This is a genomic window from Synechococcus sp. MIT S9452 (assembly GCF_047304245.1).
Taxonomy (GTDB): domain Bacteria; phylum Cyanobacteriota; class Cyanobacteriia; order PCC-6307; family Cyanobiaceae; genus RCC307.
In genome coordinates this window covers 1,957,084-1,982,361 of sequence record NZ_CP138956.1, presented here as the reverse complement: position 1 = coordinate 1,982,361, position 25,278 = coordinate 1,957,084, and the positions used below count along the sequence as shown (strand labels likewise).

General features: G+C 61.7%; 15 protein-coding genes and 1 tRNA gene. 11 read left to right on the top strand and 5 right to left on the bottom strand.

Annotation, left to right across the window (positions count from 1 at the left end):
• Window positions 1-21: 21 nt before the first annotated feature.
• The gene (locus SIB46_RS10435; RefSeq protein WP_413296089.1) at window positions 22-3,150 is read left to right on the top strand and encodes an efflux RND transporter permease subunit; all 3,129 of its coding nucleotides are present in this window, start codon (window positions 22-24) and stop codon (window positions 3,148-3,150) included.
• A gap of 109 nt (window positions 3,151-3,259) precedes the next feature.
• Here SIB46_RS10435 and SIB46_RS10430 read toward each other — a convergent pair whose 3' ends face one another.
• The 3 genes from SIB46_RS10430 to psaA all read right to left on the bottom strand — a co-directional run bounded on the left by SIB46_RS10430 (window position 3,260) and on the right by psaA (window position 8,099).
• Window positions 3,260-3,463 (bottom strand): hypothetical protein, encoded by a 204-nt coding sequence (locus tag SIB46_RS10430; RefSeq protein WP_413296088.1) that lies wholly within the window; start codon window positions 3,461-3,463, stop codon window positions 3,260-3,262.
• Window positions 3,464-3,559: 96 nt separating this feature from the next.
• Window positions 3,560-5,773 carry a photosystem I core protein PsaB gene (psaB, locus tag SIB46_RS10425; RefSeq protein WP_413296087.1) on the bottom strand — a complete coding sequence of 738 codons (2,214 nt, stop codon included), beginning with the start codon at window positions 5,771-5,773 and terminating at the stop codon, window positions 3,560-3,562.
• Window positions 5,774-5,795: 22 nt separating this feature from the next.
• Complete coding sequence (psaA, locus tag SIB46_RS10420) at window positions 5,796-8,099, bottom strand: photosystem I core protein PsaA (protein WP_413296086.1); 2,304 nt, start codon at window positions 8,097-8,099, stop codon at window positions 5,796-5,798.
• A gap of 355 nt (window positions 8,100-8,454) precedes the next feature.
• On the opposite strand from psaA, the gene SIB46_RS10415 reads away from it, so the two are divergent.
• Both SIB46_RS10415 and cobJ read left to right on the top strand, forming a co-directional pair.
• The gene (locus SIB46_RS10415) at window positions 8,455-9,597 is read left to right on the top strand and encodes a hypothetical protein (RefSeq protein WP_413296085.1); all 1,143 of its coding nucleotides are present in this window, start codon (window positions 8,455-8,457) and stop codon (window positions 9,595-9,597) included.
• Window positions 9,594-11,396: a precorrin-3B C(17)-methyltransferase gene (cobJ, locus tag SIB46_RS10410; protein WP_413296084.1), complete on the top strand. Its 1,803-nt coding sequence runs from the start codon at window positions 9,594-9,596 to the stop codon at window positions 11,394-11,396. Before SIB46_RS10415 ends, cobJ begins: the two co-directional genes overlap by 4 nt.
• A 20-nt stretch (window positions 11,397-11,416) precedes the next feature.
• Here cobJ and SIB46_RS10405 read toward each other — a convergent pair.
• A tRNA-Pro gene (locus SIB46_RS10405) sits at window positions 11,417-11,490 on the bottom strand.
• A 24-nt stretch (window positions 11,491-11,514) separates the two neighbouring features.
• Here SIB46_RS10405 and lipA point away from each other — a divergent pair.
• Window positions 11,515-12,384, top strand: coding sequence for a lipoyl synthase (gene lipA / locus SIB46_RS10400; RefSeq protein WP_413296083.1), 870 nt, complete (start codon window positions 11,515-11,517; stop codon window positions 12,382-12,384).
• Between the two features lie 52 nt (window positions 12,385-12,436).
• Window positions 12,437-14,101: a SulP family inorganic anion transporter gene (locus SIB46_RS10395; protein ID WP_413296082.1), complete on the top strand. Its 1,665-nt coding sequence runs from the start codon at window positions 12,437-12,439 to the stop codon at window positions 14,099-14,101.
• A 5-nt stretch (window positions 14,102-14,106) separates the two neighbouring features.
• Here the strand turns inward: SIB46_RS10395 and gltB are convergent, their stop codons facing one another.
• Window positions 14,107-18,690: a glutamate synthase large subunit gene (gene gltB, locus SIB46_RS10390; protein WP_413296081.1), complete on the bottom strand. Its 4,584-nt coding sequence runs from the start codon at window positions 18,688-18,690 to the stop codon at window positions 14,107-14,109.
• A 122-nt stretch (window positions 18,691-18,812) separates the two neighbouring features.
• On the opposite strand from gltB, the gene SIB46_RS10385 reads away from it, so the two are divergent.
• From SIB46_RS10385 to tuf, 6 genes are all read left to right on the top strand, one after another.
• Window positions 18,813-20,501: a phosphodiester glycosidase family protein gene (locus SIB46_RS10385; RefSeq protein ID WP_413296080.1), complete on the top strand. Its 1,689-nt coding sequence runs from the start codon at window positions 18,813-18,815 to the stop codon at window positions 20,499-20,501.
• Window positions 20,502-20,506: 5 nt separating this feature from the next.
• On the top strand, window positions 20,507-20,845 hold the full coding sequence (locus SIB46_RS10380) for an AIR synthase (protein WP_011936580.1): 339 nt from the start codon (window positions 20,507-20,509) through the stop codon (window positions 20,843-20,845).
• A gap of 66 nt (window positions 20,846-20,911) precedes the next feature.
• Window positions 20,912-21,286, top strand: a complete 375-nt coding sequence (rpsL, locus tag SIB46_RS10375; protein ID WP_413296079.1) for a 30S ribosomal protein S12 — start codon at window positions 20,912-20,914, stop codon at window positions 21,284-21,286.
• 45 nt (window positions 21,287-21,331) lie between these two features.
• On the top strand, window positions 21,332-21,802 hold the full coding sequence (rpsG, locus tag SIB46_RS10370; RefSeq protein WP_011936582.1) for a 30S ribosomal protein S7: 471 nt from the start codon (window positions 21,332-21,334) through the stop codon (window positions 21,800-21,802).
• Window positions 21,803-21,895: 93 nt separating this feature from the next.
• The gene (gene fusA, locus SIB46_RS10365) at window positions 21,896-23,971 is read left to right on the top strand and encodes an elongation factor G (protein ID WP_413296078.1); all 2,076 of its coding nucleotides are present in this window, start codon (window positions 21,896-21,898) and stop codon (window positions 23,969-23,971) included.
• A 42-nt stretch (window positions 23,972-24,013) separates the two neighbouring features.
• Window positions 24,014-25,213: an elongation factor Tu gene (gene tuf / locus SIB46_RS10360; RefSeq protein WP_413296077.1), complete on the top strand. Its 1,200-nt coding sequence runs from the start codon at window positions 24,014-24,016 to the stop codon at window positions 25,211-25,213.
• Window positions 25,214-25,278: the final 65 nt, after the last annotated feature.

Genomic DNA, 25,278 nt, shown 5'->3' with positions numbered 1-25,278 from the left:
CAGGGGCCATAGCAGCGCTCGATGTCGCTCAGCGATCCGTTTCTCAAACGACCGCTGCTGACGCTGGTGGTCAGCCTGCTGATTCTGTTGGCGGGCTTGCTGAGCTTGGCCAGCCTCGATGTCGAAAATTTGCCGCCGATCGCCCCCAGTCGGGTGAGCGTGAGCGCCAACTACCCCGGCGCCAGCGCCGAAGTGGTGGAGCAAGGCGTCACCAACTTGATGGAGCGGCAGCTCAACAGCTTGGAGCGGCTGGAAACCATCACCTCCAGCAGCAGTGCCAATGGGGCCCGGGTGCAGCTCGGGTTTCGCGGCAACAAGGGCGAGCTGGATCAAATCAATGTCCAGAACGAGGCGTCGTTAATCAGCAGGCAATTGCCGCAACCGGTGAGCCGTCAAGGGCTGCGGGTAAGGCGCAGCAGCAGCGATCTGTTGATGGTGCTGAGCTTCAGCGACAGCAGCAACACCTACACGCGTGCCTTCATCAGCAGCTGGGTGGACCGGCAGGTGCGCGAACCGCTGCTGCGCATCAACGGCGTTGGCGATGTGGTGCTGTTTGGCAGCAGCGATTTGGCCTACCGGCTGTGGCTGGATGCCACCCAGCTCAGCCGTTTTGAACTCACGATTGAAGATGTCAAAACCGCCCTGCGGCGGGAGAACGTGCTGGCAGCCCTCGGCCAGGTGGGGGATAGCCCAGCGCCGGAAGGCCAGCAATACACCCTGCCCCTGCGGATGGAAGGGCGACTGCGCAACCAACAAGAACTCGAGAACCTGATCATCAAACCGTTGGGCGGCGGCAACAGCGTGCGGCTGCAGGATCTCGGCACGGTGCGCCTTGGCGAAGAGCGCTACGGCTCGATTGCTCGCAATCTCGATGGCCAAGCCGCCGTCGCTGTGGGGGTCTTTCAGCGCGATGGCAGCAATGCCTTGGCGGTAAGCCGCGCAGTGGACGAGCTGCTGAATCAAGCCAGCCTCGACTTCCCTCCAGGACTTGAGGTGGAGACGATCGTTGATTACGCCAGCAATGTGCAAGAGAGCATCAACCAAGCGATCGCCGCCCTGCGTGATGCCGTGCTGCTGGTGTTTGCCGTGCTGCTGCTGGGACTCGGCAACTGGCGCCTGGCACTGATCACAGCAATTGCCATCCCCGTAGCCCTGGTGGGGAGCTTCACAGTGCTGAAGCTCAGCGGCGGCACCCTCAATGCCTTCACCTTGTTTGGCCTGGTGCTGGCCACCGGGGTCGTGGTCGATGACGCCATCGTCGTCAGCGAAGACATCGGCCGGCGGATCAGCGGAGGGGCCAAACCCTTCCGCGCCGCACGCGAGGCCATGGATGAGCTCAGTGGAGCGGTGATCGCCACCTCTCTGGTGCTGATCGTGGTGTTTCTGCCGGTTTTGGTGATGCCTGGGTCCTTGGGGCGGCTCTATCACCCCCTGGCCGTGGTGATCAGCAGCACGATCCTGTTCTCCACCATCAATGCCTTGAGCTTCACACCGGTGGCCTCAGCGGTATTACTCGGCAAGTCGTTTCGGCCCGCACCGAAGCCAATGGAACGTCTGCGGCGCGGATTAGCGAAAAGCTCGCAATGGCTCGACGCGCTGCAGCAGCCCTACCAACGCCTACTGGAGCGAGCCCTGAAGCGGCGGCGGCTGGTGTTGAGCCTGCTGGGGGCAGGGCTGCTGATCACCGCCATCGGACTACGAGCACTGCCCACCGGCTTTGTGCCCCAAGAGGATGGCGGCCAGATCCGTGGTGTTGTGGTGCTGCCGGAAGGAACCTCACTGGAGCGCACCCAAAGCGCCATGCAACGGGTGCAGCAGGCGGTCGCCGCCGAACCCTTGGTTCGCTACGGCAACTTTTATGCCGGCCGTTCCTTTGGCGATAGCGCACCCAACAAAGGAATCTTTTTCCTGAGGCTCAAGCCGCTGGAAGAACGCTCCACCAGCACCAGCGATGTGGTGGAGCGATTGAATCCAGCACTGCAGCAGGCCATGGCCGGTGATGGCCGCGTGATCTTGAGCCAACCGCAACCGGTGCGCGGCTTTGGCTCAGAAGGAGGCATCAGCCTGAATCTGCTCGATGTCAGTGGCGGGCGCTTGAGCCTGCAGCAGTTTGGCGATGAAGCCGACGACTTCATCGCTGCGGCCAAGGCCAGCGGGCGGTTTGAACGGGTCGGCACCCGCTTCAGTGCCAATGCCCCCTCGCTTGAGGTGGTTCCTGATCGCCAACAGCTCGCCGCCGTTGGCGTCAGCTTGGAGGAGGTGGTGGCCGTGATTGGCGACAGCTTTGGCAGCACCTACGTCAACGACACCTTCAGCGATGCCCGCGTCCGGCGCGTGATCGTTCAACTGCAAGGGAGTGATCGCAGCAGCCCCGGCGATGTGTTGCGCCTGCTGGTGCGCAATCGCGACGGCAGGCTGATCCCCCTGAGCAACTTGGTGCGGCTGGAGCCAACAACCGGACCCACCAGCATCAATCACAGCGAACTCAGCCGCGCGATCAGCATCCGTGCCAAACCCAAACGGGGCGTCAGCAGCGGCCAAGCCATGGCCACCCTCGAGCGGGTGCAACAGCAACGCAACACCCCCAGCACCGAGCTGGAATTCACAGGCCTGAGCCTCGAGGAGCAACGGGCAGGAGGCGGCACCTGGAAACTGTTTGGCTTGGGGCTGCTGGTGGTCTATCTGCTGCTAGCTGCCCTCTACGAAAGCCCTATTGATCCTGTGGTCATCTTGATCACGGTGCCCTTGGCCTTACTGGGGGTCGTGCTGGGGCTCGCTGCACGTGGTTTGTTTCTTGATGTCTATGGCCAGGTTGGAATTTTGGTGTTGATCAGCCTGGCGGCGAAGAACGGCATCTTGATCGTGGAATTTGCCAACCAGCGCGTCAAACGCGGCGTTGCCGTACCGGTGGCGGTCCGAGAGGCAGCCAGCCTGCGGCTGCGCCCGATCTTGCTCACCGGGGTGTCGTCGCTGGCTGGATTTTTGCCTCTGGTGCTCGCCAGTGGTGCTGGCGCTGCGCGCAGCATCAGCATCGGCACGGTGGCTTTCAGCGGTCTATTGGCCTCAACAGCCCTGAGCCTGTTGGTGTTGCCCGTGGTTTACGAGATCGTCAAAACATGGGAAGTGAAACGGACACAAAAACTTGGTTAAGAGCGGATTGCATCCCGGTTTGTCTGGTCAGGATTCTGAGGCGATATCCCATCGGTCTGCCGGCATGAAAGCCCTCTCCGAAATACCCCACACCCTGAAGTTTGAAGAATCAACCCTGCGGGCCGCCGCCGCGGTGTTGCATCGCCGCCTCATCGGCCAAGGCCTCAGCCCTCAAGCTGCCGCCGACATATTGACCAGCGAACTGGCTGCCAATCTCATTGCCGAGCACAGCAGCGATTTGGAGTGCCTTGTGGGCCGTTAGCGCCCTGCAGCAAACCAGGGAATTCAGCCCCCAATTGGGGGCTTTTTTCATGGGCCCAATCCAAATGATCCTGCAGCCATAAAAAAACCCCCGCCGAAGCGGGGGTCAGTGGAACGTCGAAGTGAAATCAACCCATTGATCGTTGGATCAACCGAACTTGCCGGAGGTCGAAGCGATCAAGAAGGCGGCGTAGGTGAGGACATAACCCACTGAGAAGTGAGCCAGACCAACCACGCGGGCCTGAACGATGGACAGAGCCACCGGCTTGTCGCGCCAGCCCATCATGTTGGCGATGGGGCTGCGCTGGTGAGCCCAAACGATGGTTTCAATCAGCTCCTGCCAGTAACCACGCCAGGAGATGAGGAACATGAAACCGGTGGCCCACACCAGGTGACCGAAGAGGAACATCCAAGCCCAAACGGCGAGGTTGTTGGTCCCCATCGGGTTGTAGCCGTTGATCAGCTGAGAGCTGTTCAGCCACAGGTAGTCACGGAACCAGCCCATCAGATAGGTGCTGGATTCGTTGAACTGAGCCACGTTGCCCTGCCAGATGGCGAGGTGCTTCCAGTGCCAGTAGAAGGTGAGCCAGCCCACGGTGTTCAAGGCCCAGAAGACAGCCAGATAGAAGGCGTCCCAGGCAGAGATGTCGCAGGTACCGCCACGGCCGGGGCCGTCGCAGGGGAAGGAGTAACCAAAGTCCTTCTTGTCAGGCATCAGCTTGGAGCCACGGGCATCCAGAGCACCTTTGACCAGGATCAAGGTGGTGGTGTGCAGACCCAGAGCGATGGCGTGGTGAACCAGGAAGTCACCAGGGCCGATCGGCAGGAACAGATCGGTGTTGCCGTTGATGGCATCGAGCCAGTAGTGCTCACCAGCGATGTTGGCGGAAGCCAAGCTGGCGGAGCTCGCCGGGTTGGAGAGCAGCACGTCCATGCCGTACATGGCCTTACCAGAGGCGGCCTGCACGAACTGGGCGAACACAGGCTCAACCAGGATTTGCTTCTCGGGCGTACCGAAGGCAACGACCACATCGTTGTGGACGTAGAGGCCCAGGGTGTGGAAACCGAGGAACAGTGACACCCAGCTCAGGTGGCTGATGATCGCTTCTTTGTGCTCGAGCATCCGAGCCAGGACGTTGTCCTTGTTGGCTTCGGGGTCGTAGTCACGGATGAAGAAGATCGCACCGTGGGCGAAGGCACCGCACATCAGGGCGATGGCGATGTACTGGTGGTGGGTGTAGAGGGCGGCCTGGGTGGTGTAGTCCTTCGCGATGAAGGCGTACGACGGCATCGAATACATGTGCTGTGCCACCAGGCTGGTGACCACGCCCAAGGAGGCGAGAGCCAGACCCAGCTGGAAGTGCAGCGAGTTGTTGATGGTGTCGTACAGACCCTTGTGACCACTGCCCAGATCACCAGGGGTGTTGCTGGGGGGGTTGTGGGTGTCGAGGATCTCGCGAATGGAGTGACCAATACCGAAGTTGGTCCGGTACATGTGGCCGGCGATCACAAAGATGCAACCGATGGCCAGGTGGTGGTGGGCAATGTCGGTCAGCCACAGGGCTTCGCTCTGGGGGTGGAAACCGCCGAGGAAGGTGAGGATCGCGGTGCCCGCGCCATCTGCACTGCCGAAAGCCTGGCTGAGGCTGTCGGGGTTCTGGGCATAAACGCCCCAATTACCAGTGAAGAAGGGAGCCAAACCTGCCGGGTGGGGCAGGGTCGTCAGGAAGTTGTCCCAACCGACGTGCTGGCCACGTGCCTCAGGAATGGCGACGTGAACAAGGTGACCGGTCCAAGCGATGGAGCTGAAACCGAACAGCACAGCCAGGTGGTGGTTCAGACGCGATTCGGCGTTCTTGAACCAGGCCAGGGAGGGACGGAACTTGGGCTGCAGGTGCAGCCAGCCGGCGAACAGGGCCCAAGCCGACAGGATCATCATGAAGATGGAGCCCTGATACAGCTCGGCGTTGCTGCGCATGCCGATCGTGTACCACCAGTGGTACAGGCCGGAATACGCAATGTTCACCGGTGATGAAGCGCCCGCTTGGGTGAAGGCGTCAATGGCGCCTTGACCGAAGTGAGGGTCCCAGATCGCGTGAGCGATGGGACGGATGTGCAGAGGGTCAGCAACCCACTGCTCGAAGTTTCCTTGCCAGGCGATGTGGAACAGGTTGCCCGACACCCACAGGCCAATGATGGCCAAATGTCCGAAATGGGTGGAGAACAGCTTTTGGTAAAGCTTCTCCTCGGTCATGCCGTCGTGGCTCTCGAAATCGTGAGCCGTGGCGATGCCGTACCAGATGCGGCGGGTGGTCGGGTCCTGGGCCAGACCCTGGCTGAACGAAGGGAATTTCGTTGCCATGAGAGAGGTCAGAGGGTTGAGATCAGCCCACCGCGATGATGCGGGCCAAGAAGAAGGACCAGGTCGTCGCGATGCCACCCAACAGATAGTGGGCAACGCCGACAGCACGACCTTGCGTGATGCTCAGGGCGCGCGGCTGGATAGCCGGAGCAACCTTGAGCTTGTTGTGAGCCCAGACGATGGACTCAATCAGCTCCTGCCAGTAGCCGCGGCCGCTGAACAGGAACATCAGGCTGAACGCCCAGATGAAGTGGGCACCCAGGAACATCAGGCCGTAGGCGCTGGTAGCAGAGCCATAGCTGTTGATCACCTGTGAAGCCTGAGCCCACAGGAAGTCACGCAGCCAGCCATTAATGGTGAGTGCACTGGTGGCGAAGTTGCCGTTGGTGATGTGCTGGACGGTGCCGTCAGCGTTGACGGTCCCCCAGATGTCGCTCTGCATCTTCCAGGAGAAGTGGAAGATGACAACCGACAGGGAGTTGTACATCCAGAACAGGCCGAGGAACACGTGGTCCCAACCCGACACCTGGCAGGTGCCGCCACGGCCGGGGCCGTCGCAAGGGAAGGCAAACCCGAGGTTGGCCTTGTCGGGGATCAGACGTGAGTTGCGGCTGTAGAGGACGCCCTTCAGCAGGATCAGCACGGTGACGTGGATCGTGAAGGCATGGATGTGGTGGACCATGAAGTCCGCCGTACCCAGGGTCATCGGAGCAGCAGCAACCTTGCCGGCAACGGCCACAACCTGACCACCAAAGACCTCGCTCACACCCGAAAGGGCGTTAGGAGCAGTGGAGCCGGAGGCTGCAGCGTGCAGACCTTGGATCCACTGGGCAAAGATCGGCTGAATTGAAATCGCCGAGTCACTGAACATGTCCTGGGGACGACCCAGGGCACGCATGGTGTCGTTGTGGATATAGAGACCGAAGCTGTGGGCGCCAAGCCAGATGCAGACCCAGTTGAGGTGACTGATGATGGCGTCGCGTGCCTTGAGCACTCGATCCAGAACGTTGTCGATGTTCTGAGCAGGGATGTAATCGCGAACCATCGCGATTGAGGCGTGAGCGCCAGCACCCACAACCAAGAAACCGCCGATCCACATGTGGTGGGTGAACAGCGACAGCTGGGTTGGGTAGTCGATCGCGATGTACGGATACGGAGGCATCGCGTACATGTGCTGGGCCACGATGATCGTGACGGAGCCACCAAGGGCGAGGTTCACAGCCAACTGGGCATGCCAGGAGTTGGTCATGAACTCGTAGAGACCGTCGTGACCACGAGTGGCAGGGAACAGCAGGGGATCACCCTTTTGACCCTCGAGGATCTCCTTGATGGAGTGACCAATGCCCCAGTTAGTGCGGTACATGTGACCGGCCACCAGGAACATGATCGCGATCGCCACGTGGTGGTGAGCGATGTCGGTCATCCAGAGGCTGCCCGTGATCGGGTTCAGACCACCTTTGAAGGTCAGGAAGTCGCTGTAGGCCGCCCAGTTACCGGAGAAGAAAGCACCGATGCCTTCTTTGATGCCGGGATAGAGCTGACCCACCAGGTCCTGATTGAAAAAGGCATGGGGCAGAGGGATGTCCGCCACAGAGGCAACGGCCTTGCCATCCAGACTCAGGGGCTTGCCAGCGTCGATGGCATCCATCAGCGCTGTGGTGGGCAAGGAGATGTGAATCAGGTGACCAGCCCAGGCGAGTGAGCCCAGACCGAACAGGCCAGCCAGGTGGTGGTTGAGCATCGACTCAACGTTCTGGAACCACTCCAGCTTTGGAGCTGCCTTGTGGTAGTGGAAGACGCCAGCGTTGAGCATCAAACCAGCCATGACGAGGGCGCCGATGGCGGTGGCGAGCAGCTGGGTCTCATTGGTGTAACCCCAGGAGCGCCACATGTGGAACAAACCTGAGGTGATCTGAATGCCGTGGAAGCCGGCACCGACATCACCGTTGAGAATTTCTTGGCCAAACACGGGCCAAACCACCTGAGCACTGGGCTTCACGTGGGTGGGGTCGGCAAGCCAACCGGAGTAGTTGGAGAAGCGAGCACCGTGATAGAAGGCGCCGCTCAGCCAAATGAAGATGACGGCCAAGTGGCCGAAGTGAGCGCTGAAGATCTTGCGCGAGACCTCTTCCAAGTCACTGGTGTGACTGTCGAAGTCATGAGCGCGGGAGTGCAGGTTCCAGATCCAGGTTGTGGTCTTGGGACCCTTGGCCAAAGCGCGATCGAAATGCCCGGGCTTACCGAGCACATCGACATCGACTGGCACCGGGTTCCGATCAACCGAGACCTTGGCCTTGCCCCCACGTTCTGGTGGGCTGATGGTCATTCGAGACGTTCCTCGAGGGTTTGGGTCGTGACCTCTGCCAAAGCCCGAAGGCCATGACAGAGACCGCTGGGGTGCTGGGCCGCATACCGGCCAGGCGAAAAGCCTTGCCAGCACTAGGCCACGGACCCCAGCTAGGGGGACCGCTGGACGGAGTATAGGGGCCAGAAATGGCAGGTTCCCAACGGAGTTACAAAGGTTCAATCCCTGTGCTGGACAGGGCTCTTAGCAGGCCTAAGTAACAACTTAAAAACAATAATTTGGCGAAAAAAATGATACTTAACCTTGACAGATGGCGATGCTGGGTGCACAGCTTTGCGCTTCACTGGAGTCATCTCCTGTGCGGCCTGCCGCCCCGATGCCCCGCGTTTTCATCCGTCGACTGTTGCGGCATGGCATGGCCATGCTGATCGGCCTTGCTCTGCTAATCGGCCCCGTCTCGCCAAGCCTGGCGGCTCCTTGGAGCAAGCAACGCGCTGAGCCCAGTAACGCCAGCGGAGCCGCGAGCGTGTTGCAAGAGGTGGCACCACCGGGGGCTGCCCAGCAACTCAGTGATCAACTGCGGGGCAAGCAGCCACAGCTCAGCGTGGTGAGCCCCAAACCTGGAAGCCAAGTCCCCACAGGGGAGTGGACCCTGCAACTGCAGCTTGACGACTGGCCAGTGCTGGAGTCCAGCGAGCTGGGGGCAGGCCCCCACGTGGTGGTGCAACTGGATCAACAGGAGCCCCAGCGGATCTTCGCTAGAGACAGCAAGGGGCTGATCAGCGTTGTGATGCCAGCCCTCACACCAGGCAGCCATCACCTCAGTGCCTTTGCCGCTTTGCCCTGGGGCGAAGCCGCCGCCGGCAAAAAAGCGCGCGTTCAATGGCAGCTGTATCGGGGCCTAGCCACCCTGGAAGCCCTGCCAGATCTAGACGCCCCGCAATTGGTGGCGGTGGCACCGCAGCAGCTGGCCGCTGGCGCCGCTGTGCCCATCAACTGGTTTTTGTTCAATGCGCCCCTGCAGCACCTGCGCGATGGCGATGAGCAATGGCGGCTCCGGCTGAGCCTTGATGGCAGCAGTGTGGTGCTCGATCGAGCCCAATCGCTTTGGCTCAAGCCGCTGAAAGCAGGCGAGCACTTCCTCAAGCTCGAGTTGCTCGATGGCGACGGCAACCCGCTGCAGCCAGCCTTTAACAGCCTTGTCCAAGAGCTCGATGTTCCCGTCTCCAGGGCGGGAGCACCGGCCCTCTTCAGCAGCCGCCTCAGCGCTGAGCAATTGGCTGAGCTCAGCGATCCCAATTACCAACCCACACCAGAACCAGAACCAGAACCCGAGCCGGAGCCCGCAGCGGAACCCGAGCCGGAGCCAACCCCCGAGCCAGCGCCTGAATCTGAACCTGAAGCGAACGTGCAGCCCGTGCCTGCGATCGAACCGCCAACGGCCGCCAGCGAGCTGGAAGCACCAATCAGAGATAACGCCGAACGCAACGCTTCCGACGTGAGCGGAGATCCTTCTTGAAACGCCTTGGTCTTTGCGCCAGCCAGGCCGGCCTCCAACTGATCGAACCGCTGCTCCAGGCGGGTGAACTCGAAGCCATCGCTGTTCCTGCTGGCCTGCTCAATCCCCAGCGGCCTGAGTTCATTCGCCATGCGGACGGGCCCAAAGGCCTGCTGCAAGAGCACTGGGGCGAATTGGAGCTGCTGGTGGGGGCACTGGCCGCCGGTGCCCTGGTGCGACTGGTGGCTCCACTGCTGCAACACAAGCTGCAAGACCCAGCCGTGCTGCTACTGGCCGCCGAGGGACCAACGCTGCTGCCCCTACTGGGGGGCCATAGCCAGCAGGCCGACACCCTGGCCGAGCAATTGGCACCTCTACTGAAAGCCAGAGTGATCCAAAGCGGCTTCAGCAGCAGTAAGGGACTGCCCGCCCTCGATGCATTTGGCGAGGCCTGGGGCTGGCGCCGCGGCCAAGGCAACTGGGATGCCCTGATGCATCGGGCGGCCCGCAGTGAGCCGCTGAACCTGGAGGTGGCTGCAGGACAACCAGAGCCAAGTGCTTGGCTGCTGGCCAGTGCCTTACCTCTGAATCGAGCCACAGCGAGCTCAGCTGATCTCTGCATCAGCAGCAGCACGGGTGCTGGTTGCCGCTGGCACCCACCGGTGCTTTGGCTGGGGGTGGGCTGCGAGCGCGGCAGCAGCCTGGAGTTGCTGCGCAAGGCCATCGATGGCGCCTTGGAAGCCGCGGAGCTGGCGGCAGAAGCCGTGGCCGGACTGGCCAGCATCGAGCTGAAAAATGATGAGCCCGCCCTGCTGGCCCTGGCGAGCGAGCGCAACTGGCCGCTGAAGTTCTTCAGTGCCGATGAGCTCAAAGCGCTATCGGTGCCCAACCCATCGGCCGTGGTGGCTGCTGAGGTGGGATGCCCGAGCGTGGCGGAAGCCGCCGCCCTTTGCGCCGCCGGATCAGGAGCTGAGCTGCGCTTGGAGAAACAAATCAGCCGCGGCCAACCGGGCGAAGGGGCCGTCACCGTGGCGATTGCTGCCGCCCCACAACCCTGGGCACCGCAACGGGGACACCTGCATCTCATTGGAGCTGGCCCAGGAGCGCTGAATCAACTCACTCCAGCGGCCCAGCAAGCGTTAGCCAGCAGCAGCGCCTGGGTGGGTTACGGCCTTTATCTCGATCTTTTGGAGCCGTTGCGCAGGGCGCATCAAGTGCGCTTTGACGGCCAGCTCACCAAAGAGAAAGAGCGCTGCCAGCAAGCCCTAGAGCTAGCCCGCCAAGGGGTTGCGGTGGCCCTGATCTCCAGCGGCGAGAGCGGGATGTATGGCATGGCCGGCCTAGCCCTTGAGCAATGGCTTGCCCTGCCAAGCGATGAGCAACCGAGCTTCAGCGTGCACCCAGGCATCTCCGCCTTCCAGATGGCCGCCGCACGGCTGGGAGCCCCTTTGATGCACGACCTCTGCACCATCAGCCTCAGCGACCGGCTGACGCCATGGGCGTTGATCGAACAGCGACTCAAAGCGGCCGCTCAAGGGGATTTTGTGGTGGCCCTCTACAACCCCCGCTCCAGGGATCGCCATTGGCAATTGGGGCGTGCCGTGGAATTGCTGCTGGAACACAGGCCCGCCAACACGCCAGCAGCCATCTGCCGCCAACTCAGCCGCAGCGATGAAGCCCTGCAGATCCATCCCTTAGCTGAGCTGCCACTCGAGGCCGTCGACATGTTCAGCCTGGTGCTGATCGGCAACAGCACCACCCGCTTTGAGGACGGCCGCATGGTGACCCCGCGCGGCTACCCCGGCGCGGAGCTCAGTTGATGCAGGATTCAATGGTCAAGTCGGGATGACAGGATTCGAACCTGCGGCCCCTTCGTCCCGAACGAAGTGCGCTACCAAGCTGCGCTACATCCCGATGGACCCAGTTTAGGAGACCAACTTGCAAAAGCCTGATTGGCTGCGTGTGAAAGCCCCCCAGCGTGAGCGGATCGGCGCGGTGGCCGATCTGCTGCTGGATCTCAAGCTCAACACGGTCTGCCAAGAGGCGAGCTGCCCCAACATCGGCGAATGCTTTGCCGGCGGCACGGCCACTTTTTTGATCATGGGCCCGGGCTGCACGCGCGCCTGCCCCTATTGCGACATCGACTTCGATAAGAGCGTGCGGGAGCTGGATCCCACCGAGCCCGAACGGCTCGGCGAGGCCACCCAGCGCTTGGGCCTCAAGCATGTGGTGATCACCTCGGTGAACCGCGATGACCTGGCCGATGGCGGGGCCAGCCAATTTGTGGCCTGTATTGAGCAGATTCGCCAGCGCTCACCAGGAACCACCATTGAGCTGCTGGTTCCAGACTTCTGCGGCGATTGGGATGCCTTGGCCGCTGTGATGGCAGGGGCACCTGATGTGCTCAACCACAACATCGAAACCGTGCCGCGGCTCTACAAGAAGGCCCGCCCCCAGGCCATCTATGAGCGCTCACTGGAGTTGCTCCAGCGCGTTCGCGAAGGCTGGCCGCGCTGCTACAGCAAATCCGGCTTGATGGTGGGGCTGGGTGAAACCGATGAAGAAGTGATGGAAGTGCTGGCTGATCTGCGCCGCCATGCCGTCGACATCGTGACGATTGGCCAATACCTCTCACCGGGCCCCAAGCATCTGCCGGTGGATCGCTTTGTCAGCCCCGAGCAATTCGATCAGTTCCGCAACCAAGGCGAATCGGAGCTGGGGTTTTTGCAGGTGGTGAGCACGCCGCTCACCCGCAGCAGCTATCACGCCGGTGAAGTGCAGCGGCTGATGCAGGAACACCCACGCTGATCAATTTTTTTTGGTCAACCGCTTAAGGTTTCGGGCCAGTCTGACCTTCTTAATGCCAGCGGCCACGGCGGTGTTCAACCGAATCAGCGCCAACAATCTGCGCGGTGACCTGTTTGGTGGCCTCACCGCCGCTGTGATCGCCTTACCGATGGCCCTGGCTTTCGGTGTAGCCAGCGGTGCTGGCGCCACGGCAGGCCTCTGGGGTGCGGTGCTGGTGGGTCTCTTTGCGGCCCTCTTTGGCGGCACGCCCACGCTGATCTCCGAGCCCACGGGCCCGATGACGGTAGTGATGACGGCAGTCATCGCTGGTCTGACAGCCCGCAACCCCGAGCACGGCCTAGCCATGGCCTTCACGGTGGTGATGCTGGCCGGGGTCTTCCAGATCGGCTTTGGCCTTTTGCGTCTGGGGCGGTACGTCACCCAGATGCCTTACACGGTGATCTCCGGCTTCATGAGCGGGATCGGCCTGATCCTGATCATCTTGCAGCTGGGTCCTTTCCTGGGGCAGGCCAGCCCCAAGGGGGGTGTAATTGGCACCTTGCAGTCGCTGCCTGAGCTGATCACAGGAGCCCGGCCCCTGGAGGTGTGCCTAGCGCTGATCACCCTGGCCATCCTCTGGTTCACCCCCAAACAACTCAAAAAAATTGCCCCGCCGCAGTTAATCGCGCTGCTGGTGGGAACCCTGGTGTCGCTGCCACTGATCAGTGGCTTTGGCTCTGACGACATTCGCCGCATTGGCGAAATTGCCTCCGGCTTTCCGCAGCTGCAGCTGCCGATGTTCAGCGCCGCTGAACTTCAGCTGATGGTGGTGGATGCCGCTGTGCTTGGCATGCTCGGCTGCATTGATGCTCTGCTCACCTCGGTGGTGGCCGACAGCCTCACCCGCACTGAGCACAACTCCAACAAAGAACTGATTGGCCAAGGCCTGGGCAACCTGGTGAGTGGCCTGTTCGGGGGCCTGCCTGGCGCAGGCGCCACGATGGGCACGGTGGTGAATATCCAGAGCGGCGGCCGCAGTGCCCTCTCCGGCATCTTCCGCGCCGTGATCCTGATGCTGGTGATCCTGGTGGGAGCACCACTGGCTGCCGAGATTCCTCAGGCGGTGCTGGCTGGCATTGCCCTGAAGGTGGGTGTCGACATCGTCGACTGGGATTTCATCAAGCGCGCCCACCGCATCTCCCTCAATGGGGCGCTGATCATGTATTTGGTGATCGCCCTCACCGTGCTGGTGGATCTGATCACCGCGGTGTTTGTTGGCGTTTTCATCGCCAATATCCTCACGATCGACAAGATGAGCGCGCTGCAAAGCGAGGCGATCCAGTCGGTGAGCACCGGCGATGGCGACTTAGAGATCAGCGACGATGAGCGCGAACTGCTGAATCAGGGCCACGGCAAGGTGCTGCTGTTCCAGCTCAATGGCGCCATGATTTTCGGCGTTGCCAAGGCCATCAACCGCGAGCACAACGCGATTAGCGACTGCAGGGCGGTGGTGTTTGATCTCTCGAAGGTCTCGCACCTGGGTGTGACCGCAGCACTCGCCGTGGAAAACGCGGTGGAAGAAGCGATTGAAGTGGGCCGGCAGGTGTTTGTCGTTGGTGCCAGCGGCACCACACGCCGGCGCTTGGAAAAGCTCGGCCTATTCAGCAAGCTGCCAGCAGAACGCACCGAAATCGACCGGCGAGAAGCCCTACGCACCGCCGTGGCTGGGATGGCCTAAATCGATCAGGCCGCCACCGCCTCCTTCTCAGCCAAGCCAACGTTGCCGCGCTCGCTGGGGGGAACCAGCAGCTTGAAGCGGCCCTTCCAGGTGTTCCAATCGGCAAGGATTGCCGAGGCTTTGGTGCTGCCGGTTTCGGCCACATAGGCCTCGAGCAATGGCTTGAGCAATGCCTCCTGCTCTGGAGTCGTCAGAGGGCAGATCGCCACGATCTCAGGATTCACCCGAGCGGTGAGGCGATCGTCTTCATCGAGCAGGAAGGCCACACCACCGGTCATGCCAGCAGCCACGTTGCGGCCAGTGCTACCCAGCACCACCACAACGCCACCGGTCATGTACTCACAGCAGTGATCGCCGGCGCCTTCAACAACGGTGCGTGCACCGCTATTGCGAACGCCGAAGCGTTCCCCAGCACGGCCGTAGGCAAACAGCTCACCGCCAGTGGCGCCATAGAGGCAGGTGTTCCCGAGAATCACCTGGCTGCCAGGGTCGTTGCCGCTGCTGGGGGGCACCACGGTGAGACGTCCACCGCATAGACCTTTACCGACGTAGTCGTTGGCCTCGCCCACCAGGCGCACATTCATGCCCTGCACGTTGAAGGCACCAAAGCTCTGACCAGCAAACCCTTCAAAGGTGAGGTTGAGCTGACCGTTGAACCCGGTGTTGCCATGGCGTTCAGCGATCTCGCCGGCCAGGCGCGCGCAGACGCTGCGATCGGTGTTGATGATCGGCACGGTGCGCGCCAACTGACCATGGCCCTCGATGGCCGCCATCAGTTCGGCATCGGCGAGGAGCTGATCCTCAAGGATCGGCCCATTGGTGTGGGCCTCAATGGCGTGCTGCAACCAGGAGCGATCTTCAGCACCAGCGATGGGAGCCAACAGGCAGGACAAATCCAGGGCCTGGGTCTTGGCCAACTGCACCTGACGGGCCTGAAGCAGCTCCGTGCGTCCAATTAACTCCTGCAGGCTGGCGACACCCAGCACGCTGAGCAGCTGGCGCACCTCTTCAGCGACATAAAGGAAGAAGTTGACCACCTGCTCCGGCAGACCGGGGAAACGCTTGCGCAGGTTTTCCTTCTGCGTTGCCACGCCCACCGGGCAGTTATTGGTGTGGCAAACGCGGGCCATGATGCAGCCCTCAGCGATCATCGCGACGGAGCCGAAGCCGTACTCCTCAGCGCCCAGCAGAGCAGCAATCACCACATCCCAACCGGTCTTGAGGCCGCCATCGGCGCGCAGCAGCACGCGATTGCGCAAACCGTTTTCCAGAAGGGAGCGATGCACCTCGGTTAAGCCCATTTCCCAGGGGCCACCGGCATGCTTGATCGAGCTCAATGGCGAGGCGCCCGTGCCGCCGTCATGGCCTGAGATCTGAATCACATCGGCATTGGCCTTGGCCACACCAGCAGCGATGGTGCCGATGCCGATCTCAGCCACCAATTTCACGCTGACGCGAGCCGCTGGGTGCACCTGGTGCAGGTCGTGAATCAGCTGCGCTAGATCCTCAATGGAATAGATGTCGTGGTGCGGCGGCGGCGAGATCAGCGCCACACCCGGCTTGCTGTTGCGCAGCCAAGCGATGTATGGATCCACCTTGGGACCAGGCAGCTGACCCCCTTCACCTGGCTTGGCGCCCTGAGCCACTTTGATCTCGAGCTGCTTGCCGCTGCGCAGGTATTCCGGTGTCACACCGAAGCGACCAGAAGCGATCTGCTTGATCGCCGAGCAGGCGGTATCGCCATTGCGCAGGCCGCCAATGCTGGGGAGCACCTTGGAGCGCCCCTCGCCATCGACATCGTTGAGCACGTTGAAGCGGGCAGGATCTTCGCCGCCCTCACCGCTGTTGCTCTTACCGCCGATGCGGTTCATGGCAACAGCCAACACCTCATGAGCCTCGCGGGAGAGCGCCCCAAGGCTCATGCCACCGGTGCAGAAGCGGGCGCAGATGCTTTCAACGCTTTCAACTTGATCAATCGGCAACGGCGTTGGGGCCTGCTTGAGCTCAAGCAGGTCGCGCAGGGTGGTGACGGGCCGGTTTTCCAGCAGCGTTTTGTAGGTGGAGAAGTGGTCATAACCGGGTCCAGCCTTCACCGCAGCGTGGAGAGCCTTGGCCATCTCCGGGCTGTTGAGGTGGTACTCACCGCCCGTGCGGTACTGCACAAAGCCCATGAACTCAAGCTTGGTGCGGTTGAGTTCGGGAAACGCCTTGGCATGCAGGCTGAGAGTTTCACTGGCCAGATCAGTGATCGAGAGACCAGCCACCCGGCTGGTGGTGCCAGCGAAGGCCAAATCGATCAGATCGGCGCCAATACCAATGGCCTCAAAGATCTGAGCACCGTGGTAACTGGCCAATAAGGAGATGCCGATCTTGGAGAGGATCTTGCGCAGCCCGTTTTCCAGCGCCACGCGCACGTTGGCCTGAACCTGATCCACGCTGAGGGCAGGCAGCTTGCCCAGCTCGATCGCCTTGCGCACCTTGGGTTGATCCAGCCAATGGCGGCTGGTTTCCCAGGTGAGCCAGGGGCAAACAGCGCTAGCGCCAAAACCGATCAAACAGGCGAGGTGGTGGGTGCTCCAGCACTGGGCTGTGTCCACAACGATGGAGGTTTGCAGGCGCAACCCCAGCCGCAGCAGATGGTGGTGCACCGCACCAACTGCGAGCAGGGCGGGGATGGTGGTGTGGCTCGCGGTAACCCCGCGATCGGAGAGCACCAGAATCGTTTTGCCCTCGCGCACGGCGGCTTCCGCAGCGCTCTGCAGGCGCGTCACCGCCTGCTGCAAGCCGGCGGGACCATCGGCCACAGCCACCAAGGTGGAGAGGGTGGTCGCTGGCAGGCCTTGGGAGGTGGCGGCAGCGAGCTCGGCTTCGTTGAGGATCGGGCTGGGCAGATGCAACATCCCAGCGGCGCTGGCCTCCGGCTTCAGGGAGGAGCCCCGGCGGCCCAAATGCATCTCCAGGCTCATCACCAGTTTTTCCCGCAGCGGATCGATCGGCGGGTTGGTGACCTGGGCGAAGCGCTGCTTGAAGTAGTCGTAGAGCAGGTGCGGCTTATCGGAGAGCACAGCCAAGGGGATGTCATCCCCCATGCAGTAGGTGGGCTCTTTGCCCGCTGAAGCCATGTCCTCAATGACCAGCTCAAAGTCTTCTGCGGTGAAGCCAAAGGCGGTCTGCTGCTGCAGCAACTCCAGATCTCCCAGCTGCTTGCTGGTGGACCACGGCTGGGGCTCAAGGTTGCGGCGATGGTCCTTCAGCCACTGGGCATAGGGGTAGCGGCTCGCCACCTCGCGCTTGACATCCCAATTGCGCAGCAAGCGGCCGTTTTCCAGATCAACGGCCAGCATTTGGCCGGGGCCAAGCCGGCCCTTTTCGATGATGCGGCTTTCATCGAGCTCCACCACACCGGTCTCTGAGCCCATCACCACAAAGCCGTCGTTGGTGAGGCAGTAGCGAGCCGGGCGCAGGCCATTGCGATCCAAGGTGGCGCCCACGCTGCGGCCATCGGCAAACACCAACAACGCCGGGCCATCCCAGGGCTCCTGGGTGCAAGCGGCATATTCGTAGAAGGCTTGAACTTCTGGCTTGTCCTCCAGCTCGGGCTGGTTACGGAAGGCCTCAGGCACCAAGGTCAGCAAGCTTTCGGTGATCGGACGACCACTGCGCACCAACAGCTCGAGGGTGGCGTCGAGGTTGGCGGAATCACTGAAGGCTGGATTGACCACGGGCTTGAGGTCAGCGGCATCGGCGCCCCAAACCGCATCGAGATTGCTCTCGGATGCTTTGGCCCAGTTGAGGTTGCCCAACAACGTGTTGATTTCACCGTTGTGCCCCAGCAGACGCATGGGCTGAGCCAGAGGCCAACGGGGCAGGGTGTTAGTGCTGAAGCGGCGGTGATACACCGCAAAGCTGACCGCAAAGCGTTCATCGCTGAGATCGCCGTAAAAGGGCGCCAGCACCTCCGAGCGCACCATTCCCTTGTAGACAACAGTCCGACCACTCAACGAGCAGAAGTAGAGGTCGCTGGCCTTGGCGCCAAAGCTGACGCGGGCACGATCACCGCAACGCCGGCGAAGGCGAAACAGCAACGCTTCCAGCGCATCACCGTCGACATCAGCGCCCAGCAGCCACTGCTCAATCTGAGGCGCATTGCTGCGTGCCAATGGGCCGAGCACCTCATGGTTGGTGGGCACCACGCGCCAACCGAGCGGACGCAAGCCGAGCTTGGTGGCCGCCTCATCACAAAAGGCCCGGGCCTGAGCCGCACGCTCAGGCTCCCTGGGCAAAAACACCATGCCCAAGCCACGGGCCTGACCGGCTGAGTCAGCCGCTTGCGGCCAAACAGCTTCTAGATAGGTCCAGGGGATACCGCTGAGCACACCAGCGCCATCGCCGGAGTCGCCATCACCACCGCAACCGCCGCGGTGTTCCATGCAACCGAGGCCTCGCAGGGCCTGCTGCATCAGCCAATGGGACTCCTGCCCCTGAAGCTGCGCCAAAAAACCAACTCCACAAGCATCCTTTTCCCCAGCAACAGCCGCCGGAGCCGGGCTGTCGAGATGGGGCCAAGTAGCAGAGAGCTGGGTAGACATGTACGGAAATTCACGACTTGGTTTGCCAGCTCAAGCCCAAAGGCTTGAAGAAGCACACCGAATAAAGATCCTAAAAGTTCGAGCCCTGGCTAAGTTGCATCGACCACGTCGGGGGGTTTGAGGTGCTGCCAGTCAGTCCGCCCCCACCGCCGAGCCCACCTGCCCTGCTGCAACTGGTTGAAAGCCCAGTCAGCGATGGCGATCAACTCTTAATCAACGGCCAGCCGCTACCGGTGCGCTGGCGCTTTGAGTCCGGCAATCCAGACCGGTTGTGGCTGCCTCTGGATCTACTGGAAGCCGAGCTGGGCGTGGAAGCCAAGCGCATCGCCGGCGGCAACCTCGAATTGAGCTGGTTTGGCCAAGAGCAAACCGTCAGCACCGGCGAGCAAATCAGCCTCGACGATGAGGTGGCCGTGGAGGTGGGCGCTCTGTTGCGGGGTGGCGGCATGCGCCTGCAGCTGGAGCCCGGCAGCGACGGCAACACACAACTGGCTCTGCAATTGCCGGCTCCACGATTTTTGCGGCTGCGGGAATCAATCCGTGAGGGCAGCCAGCGCCTGGTGCTCGATCTCAGTGGGCCAACCCTCCTGCCACGCAGCGATGGGCAACTCCAACTGCCGCTGAGCAACCCAACGGCGGCGGCCCGCGCCCTCCGGCAGCGCGGCCTGGAAGCAGGCATTGATGGCTGGCGTGTGCTGCTGCCCATTGAGGGCTGGAGCCAATTCAGCCTCGGGAGGCCCGCCCGGCTGGTGCTCGATGAGCGCAGCCATCAGCTGGCGCCGATGGCCAAGCGGCCGCAACCGTTGCTGCCAGCTGGCAGCGGCTTGCAGATGGAGCAGCGGCGGCTGGGAATCCGCCGCCAGAACTACAGGGTCAGCTTTGTGCGGTTTGATCCCACCGCCGAAACCTTCAACTTGGTGCCCCTGAGCCGCCAAAACATGGTCGGGCTTGGGTCGTTGCTGGGCCTCGCCCGCTCCCAAGGTGCCGTGGCCGCCATCAACGGCGGATTTTTCAACCGCATTCAGGCCCTGCCCTTAGGCGGCTTGCGCGACGATGGTGATTGGCTCTCGGGCCCCATCCTCGATCGCGGCGCCATCGCTTGGGCACCACAGGAACTTCCCCGCTTCAGCCGGGTGCGGCTCAACGAAACCTTGGTGAGCGATGCGGGCGAGCGCATTGCGCTCAACGCCATCAATAGCGGCTGGGTCAGCAAGGGCGTGGCCCAATACAACAGTCTCTGGGGGCCTCGCTACCAAGCGATTACGGGCAGAGAAGAGGCGGTGTTGGTGCAGGGCCAAACAGTGGCGCGCCGCTTTAATCATGCAGAACTGCGCCGCGGCGTTGGCCTGCGGCGCGGCGAGACCCTGGTTGTGGCCAGGGGCGGCGCCCCCTTGCCGCTCAAGGCAGGCGATGGCGTCAGCCTGGAGCGGGCCATGGTGCCCAAGGCCTTTGCTGATCTACCCAACTTGATCCAAGGCGGCCCCTTGCTGCTCAACCAAGGGAAGGTGGTCCTCAATGGCAAAGCCGAACGTTTCAGTTCAGCGTTTATGCGCCAAAAAGCGCCCCGCAGCGTGGTGGGCACCGATGGCGAGCTGATTTGGCTGCTCGCCGTGGAAGGCCAGGGCAACGCCGGCCCCACCTTGCGTGAAACCGCTGAACTGATGCAAAAACTGGGCCTCCAACAAGCGCTCAACCTCGATGGCGGTAGCTCAACGCGCCTGATGGTCAGAAATGGAGGGCGATCCAGTGGACGTGGCTTTGGCGCTGCCATTCACAATGGACTGGGCATCGTGCTCAGCCCCAATCGCTAAGTCCCATGGAGCCCAAGGCCGGCTTTTTGATCACTCCGCGCGCTGCAGCTGAGCTGTGCCGCCTTTCGCTGCGGGCCGGCCAGCCCGGTTTGGCCTATCTGAACTTGGTGGAAGGCAGCTGTGAAACCTGGGCGCTGCAATTGCGCGGCGGCACGGGCTCTGGTGTGGCGCTGGCACGCGCCGATGGCATCACCCTCTATGGGCGGCGCGAACAGCTGGCGCTGCTGAAAGACATGCAGCTTGATTACCAGGGGGATCTCAGCGGCGGCGGGTTCCTTTTGCGGGGCGGCGATGAGATCCGCAGTTGCGCCTGCGGTAGTGCCTTCAGCCGTCTGGAGAGCTGACGAGCGCTCAGGTACTCTGGTCGATTGTCGAATCCGGTTGGCCCAGCGGCCCGCCCCCGGTCTTAGATGCCCACCATCCAGCAACTGATCCGTAGCGAGCGGCAGACCCTCTCCCGCAAGACCAAGTCTCCTGCTCTGCGGTCCTGCCCGGAGCGCCGAGGGGTCTGCACTCGCGTGTACACCTCCACACCCAAAAAGCCGAACTCGGCCCTGCGGAAAGTGGCTCGCGTGCGCCTCACCTCTGGCTTTGAGGTCACCGCCTACATCCCTGGCATTGGCCACAACCTGCAGGAGCACTCCGTGGTGCTGATCCGCGGCGGTCGCGTGAAAGACCTCCCCGGTGTCCGCTACCACATCATTCGCGGCACGCTCGACACAGCTGGCGTGAAAGACCGCCGTCAGAGCCGCTCGAAGTACGGCGCCAAAGCTCCCAAGGAGTGATCTCCACTCCGTTCTGTACCTCCCACCCGCTGATCCCCACTCTCCATGTCACGCCGTAACGCCGCCGTCAAGCGTCCGATCCTGCCCGACCCCCAATTCAACAGTCGTCTGGCATCGATGATGGTGGCCCGGCTGATGAAGCACGGCAAAAAATCCACGGCACAGCGAATCCTGTCCGACGCCTTTGGTCTGATTGGCGAGCGCACCGGCGCTGACCCTCTGGAAGTGTTCGAAACCGCCGTGCGGAATTCCACCCCGCTGGTGGAAGTGCGTGCCCGCCGGGTGGGCGGCGCCACCTATCAGGTGCCCATGGAAGTGCGCCAGGAGCGCGGCACCGCCATGGCCCTGCGCTGGCTGGTGAACTTCTCCCGTTCCCGCGGCGGCCGCAGCATGGCCCAGAAGCTGGCCGGCGAATTGATGGACGCTGCCAACGAGGCAGGTAGTGCCGTCCGCAAGCGCGAAGAAACTCACAAGATGGCTGAAGCCAACAAGGCTTTCGCCCACTACCGCTACTAATCCAAACCTCCCTTTTGCGGGTCAACGGCTGCCTGAGGTCAGCCTGTAGAGTTGCGCCCGCTTTTTAGCAACATTCCCCCTTAGGAGCATCACGTGGCTCGCGACTTTCCCCTCGATCGCGTCAGGAATATCGGCATTGCCGCTCATATCGACGCTGGCAAAACCACGACCACGGAGCGCATCCTGTTTTATTCAGGTGTGGTGCACAAGATCGGTGAGGTGCACGATGGCGCCGCCGTGACCGACTGGATGGCCCAGGAGCGCGAGCGCGGCATCACCATCACTGCTGCGGCTATTTCAACCGCGTGGAATGACCACCGCATCAACATCATTGATACCCCTGGCCACGTGGACTTCACCATTGAGGTGGAGCGCTCCATGCGTGTGCTCGATGGCGTGATCGCCGTCTTCTGCGCCGTGGGTGGTGTCCAACCTCAGTCGGAAACTGTCTGGCGTCAGGCGGATCGTTACAGCGTTCCCCGCATGGTGTTCGTCAACAAGATGGACCGCACCGGGGCCGACTTCCTCAAGGTTCACGGGCAAATCGTTGATCGCCTGAAGGCCAAAGCTGCCCCCATTCAGCTTCCGATTGGCGCCGAAGGTGAACTAAGCGGAATTATCGATTTGGTGGCCAACAAGGCCTACATCTATAAGAACGATCTGGGCACAGATATCGAAGAAGCTGAGATCCCTGCCGACATGGCAGAGGAAGCAGCTGAATGGCGCGCCAAGCTCATGGAGAGTGTTGCTGAAAACGACGAAGAACTGATTGAAAAGTTCCTCGAAACCGGTGAACTTACAGAAGCTGAACTCAAAAAAGGCATCCGTGATGGCGTGTTGAAGCACGGCCTGGTTCCGATGCTCTGCGGTTCTGCGTTCAAGAACAAAGGTGTTCAGCTGGTACTCGACGCTGTTGTCGATTACCTGCCGGCCCCCATCGACGTGCCCCCGATCCAGGGTGTTCTTGCTGATGGCAGCGAAGCCGTTCGTCCTTCTGACGACAACGCTCCCTTCAGTGCACTGGCCTTCAAGGTCATGGCTGATCCCTACGGAAAGCTCACCTTCGTGCGGATGTATTCCGGCGTGCTGACCAAGGGCAGCTACGTGATGAACTCCACCAAGGACGTCAAAGAGCGCATCTCCCGTCTGGTGGTGCTGAAGGCAGACGATCGTGAAGAGGTCGACCAACTGCGCGCTGGTGACCTGGGCGCTGTGTTGGGTCTGAAAAACACCACCACCGGCGACACCCTCTGCGATCCCGACAACAGCATCGTTCTAGAGACCCTGTTCATTCCCGAGCCGGTGATCTCCGTGGCGGTGGAGCCCAAGACCAAGGGCGACATGGAGAAGCTCTCCAAAGCGCTGACCTCCCTGTCCGAGGAAGACCCCACCTTCCGCGTCTCCACCGATGAGGAAACCGGCCAGACCGTGATCGCCGGCATGGGCGAGCTTCACCTGGAAATCCTGGTGGACCGCATGCTGCGGGAGTTCAAGGTGGAAGCCAACATCGGCGCCCCCCAGGTGTCGTACCGCGAAACCATCCGCTCCTCCTCCAAAGGAGAAGGCAAGTTCGCTCGCCAAACCGGTGGTAAGGGCCAATACGGCCACGTGGTGATCGAAATGGAGCCTGGTGAGCCCGGCACCGGCTTCGAATTCATCAACAAAATCGTTGGTGGCGCCGTTCCCAAGGAATTCATCAAGCCCGCTGAAATGGGCATGAAGGAAACCTGCGAATCCGGCGTAATTGCCGGTTTCCCGTTGATCGACGTGAAATGCACGATGGTCGACGGTTCGTATCACGACGTCGACTCTTCGGAGATGGCGTTCAAGATCGCCGGCTCCATGGCCTTCAAAGACGGCGTCAAGAAGTGCAATCCCGTACTGCTTGAGCCGATGATGAAGGTGGAAGTCGAGGTGCCCGAGGATTTCCTCGGTTCCATCATCGGCGATCTCTCCTCCCGGAGAGGCCAGGTCGAGGGTCAATCCATCGACGATGGCATCTCAAAGGTCTCTGCAAAAGTGCCTCTGGCCGAGATGTTCGGCTACGCCACGCAGCTCCGATCCATGACCCAGGGGAGGGGTATATTTTCAATGGAATTCAGCCGTTACGAGGAGGTCCCTCGCAACGTGGCCGAAGCCATTATTTCCAAGAATCAGGGAAATTCCTGATCCTTCCACCCTCTTCATTTACCCCCCGATTCTTCCTTAACAATGGCCCGCGAGAAGTTTGAGAGGAACAAACCTCACGTCAACATCGGCACCATCGGCCACGTTGACCACGGCAAAACAACCCTGACCGCCGCGATCACCAACGTCCTGGCCAAGAAGGGGCAGGCAGAAGTTCAGAACTATGCCGATATCGACGGCGCTCCTGAAGAGCGTGAGCGCGGCATCACCATCAACACCGCTCACGTTGAGTACGAGACCGACACTCGTCACTACGCCCACGTGGACTGCCCCGGTCACGCGGACTACGTGAAGAACATGATCACCGGTGCTGCCCAGATGGACGGCGCCATCCTGGTTTGCGCCGCCACTGACGGCCCCATGGCCCAAACCAAGGAGCACATCCTGCTGGCCAAGCAGGTGGGCGTGCCCGCCCTGGTGGTGGCCCTCAACAAGTGCGACATGGTCGACGACGCCGAGCTCATCGAGCTGGTGGAAATGGAAATTCGCGAGCTGCTCTCCAGCTACGACTTCCCCGGCGACGACATCCCCGTTGTCCAAGTCTCTGGCCTTAAGGCCATCGAAGGCGAAGCTGAGTGGGAAGCCAAGATCGAAGAGCTGATGGCGGCTGTTGACGCCAACATCCCAGAGCCTGAGCGCGAGGTCGACAAGCCCTTCCTGATGGCTGTGGAGGACGTGTTCTCCATCACCGGCCGCGGCACCGTGGCCACAGGCCGTATTGAGCGCGGCATCGTCAAAGTCGGCGAAGAAATCGAAATCGTCGGCATCCGGGACACCCGCAAGAGCACCGTCACCGGCGTTGAAATGTTCCGCAAGCTGCTCGATGAGGGCATGGCTGGCGACAACGTTGGTCTGCTACTGCGCGGCATCCAGAAGGAAGACATCGAGCGCGGCATGGTGCTGGTGAAGCCCGGCTCCATCACCCCTCACACCAAGTTCGAGGGTGAGGTGTATGTGCTCAAGAAGGAAGAAGGCGGCCGCCACACCCCCTTCTTCGCCGGTTATCGCCCGCAGTTCTACATCCGTACAACTGACGTGACCGGCCAGATCACCGCTTTCACCGACCGCGAAGGCGGCAACGTGGAAATGGTGATGCCTGGTGACAACATCAAGATGACCGGTGAGCTGATCTGCCCCGTGGCTATCGAACAGGGCATGCGCTTCGCCATCCGCGAAGGCGGCCGCACCATCGGTGCTGGCGTTGTGACCAAGATCATCGAGTGATCGAACTGGGTTGGGTCCTCAGCCTCTCGGGGCTGGGGGCTCAACCTCCGTTTCATCCCCGCCAC

Bases quoted from the DNA above. Each gene is read 5' to 3' on its own strand.
- SIB46_RS10435 (WP_413296089.1), top strand. From the start codon at position 22: ATGTCGCTCAGCGATCCGTTTCTCAAACGACCGCTGCTGACGCTGGTG.
- SIB46_RS10430 (WP_413296088.1), bottom strand. From the start codon at position 3,463: ATGAAAAAAGCCCCCAATTGGGGGCTGAATTCCCTGGTTTGCTGCAGG.
- psaB (WP_413296087.1), bottom strand. From the start codon at position 5,773: ATGGCAACGAAATTCCCTTCGTTCAGCCAGGGTCTGGCCCAGGACCCG.
- psaA (WP_413296086.1), bottom strand. From the start codon at position 8,099: ATGACCATCAGCCCACCAGAACGTGGGGGCAAGGCCAAGGTCTCGGTT.
- SIB46_RS10415 (WP_413296085.1), top strand. From the start codon at position 8,455: ATGCCCCGCGTTTTCATCCGTCGACTGTTGCGGCATGGCATGGCCATG.
- SIB46_RS10395 (WP_413296082.1), top strand. From the start codon at position 12,437: ATGCCAGCGGCCACGGCGGTGTTCAACCGAATCAGCGCCAACAATCTG.
- gltB (WP_413296081.1), bottom strand. From the start codon at position 18,690: ATGTCTACCCAGCTCTCTGCTACTTGGCCCCATCTCGACAGCCCGGCT.
- SIB46_RS10380 (WP_011936580.1), top strand. From the start codon at position 20,507: ATGGAGCCCAAGGCCGGCTTTTTGATCACTCCGCGCGCTGCAGCTGAG.
- rpsL (WP_413296079.1), top strand. From the start codon at position 20,912: ATGCCCACCATCCAGCAACTGATCCGTAGCGAGCGGCAGACCCTCTCC.
- rpsG (WP_011936582.1), top strand. From the start codon at position 21,332: ATGTCACGCCGTAACGCCGCCGTCAAGCGTCCGATCCTGCCCGACCCC.
- tuf (WP_413296077.1), top strand. From the start codon at position 24,014: ATGGCCCGCGAGAAGTTTGAGAGGAACAAACCTCACGTCAACATCGGC.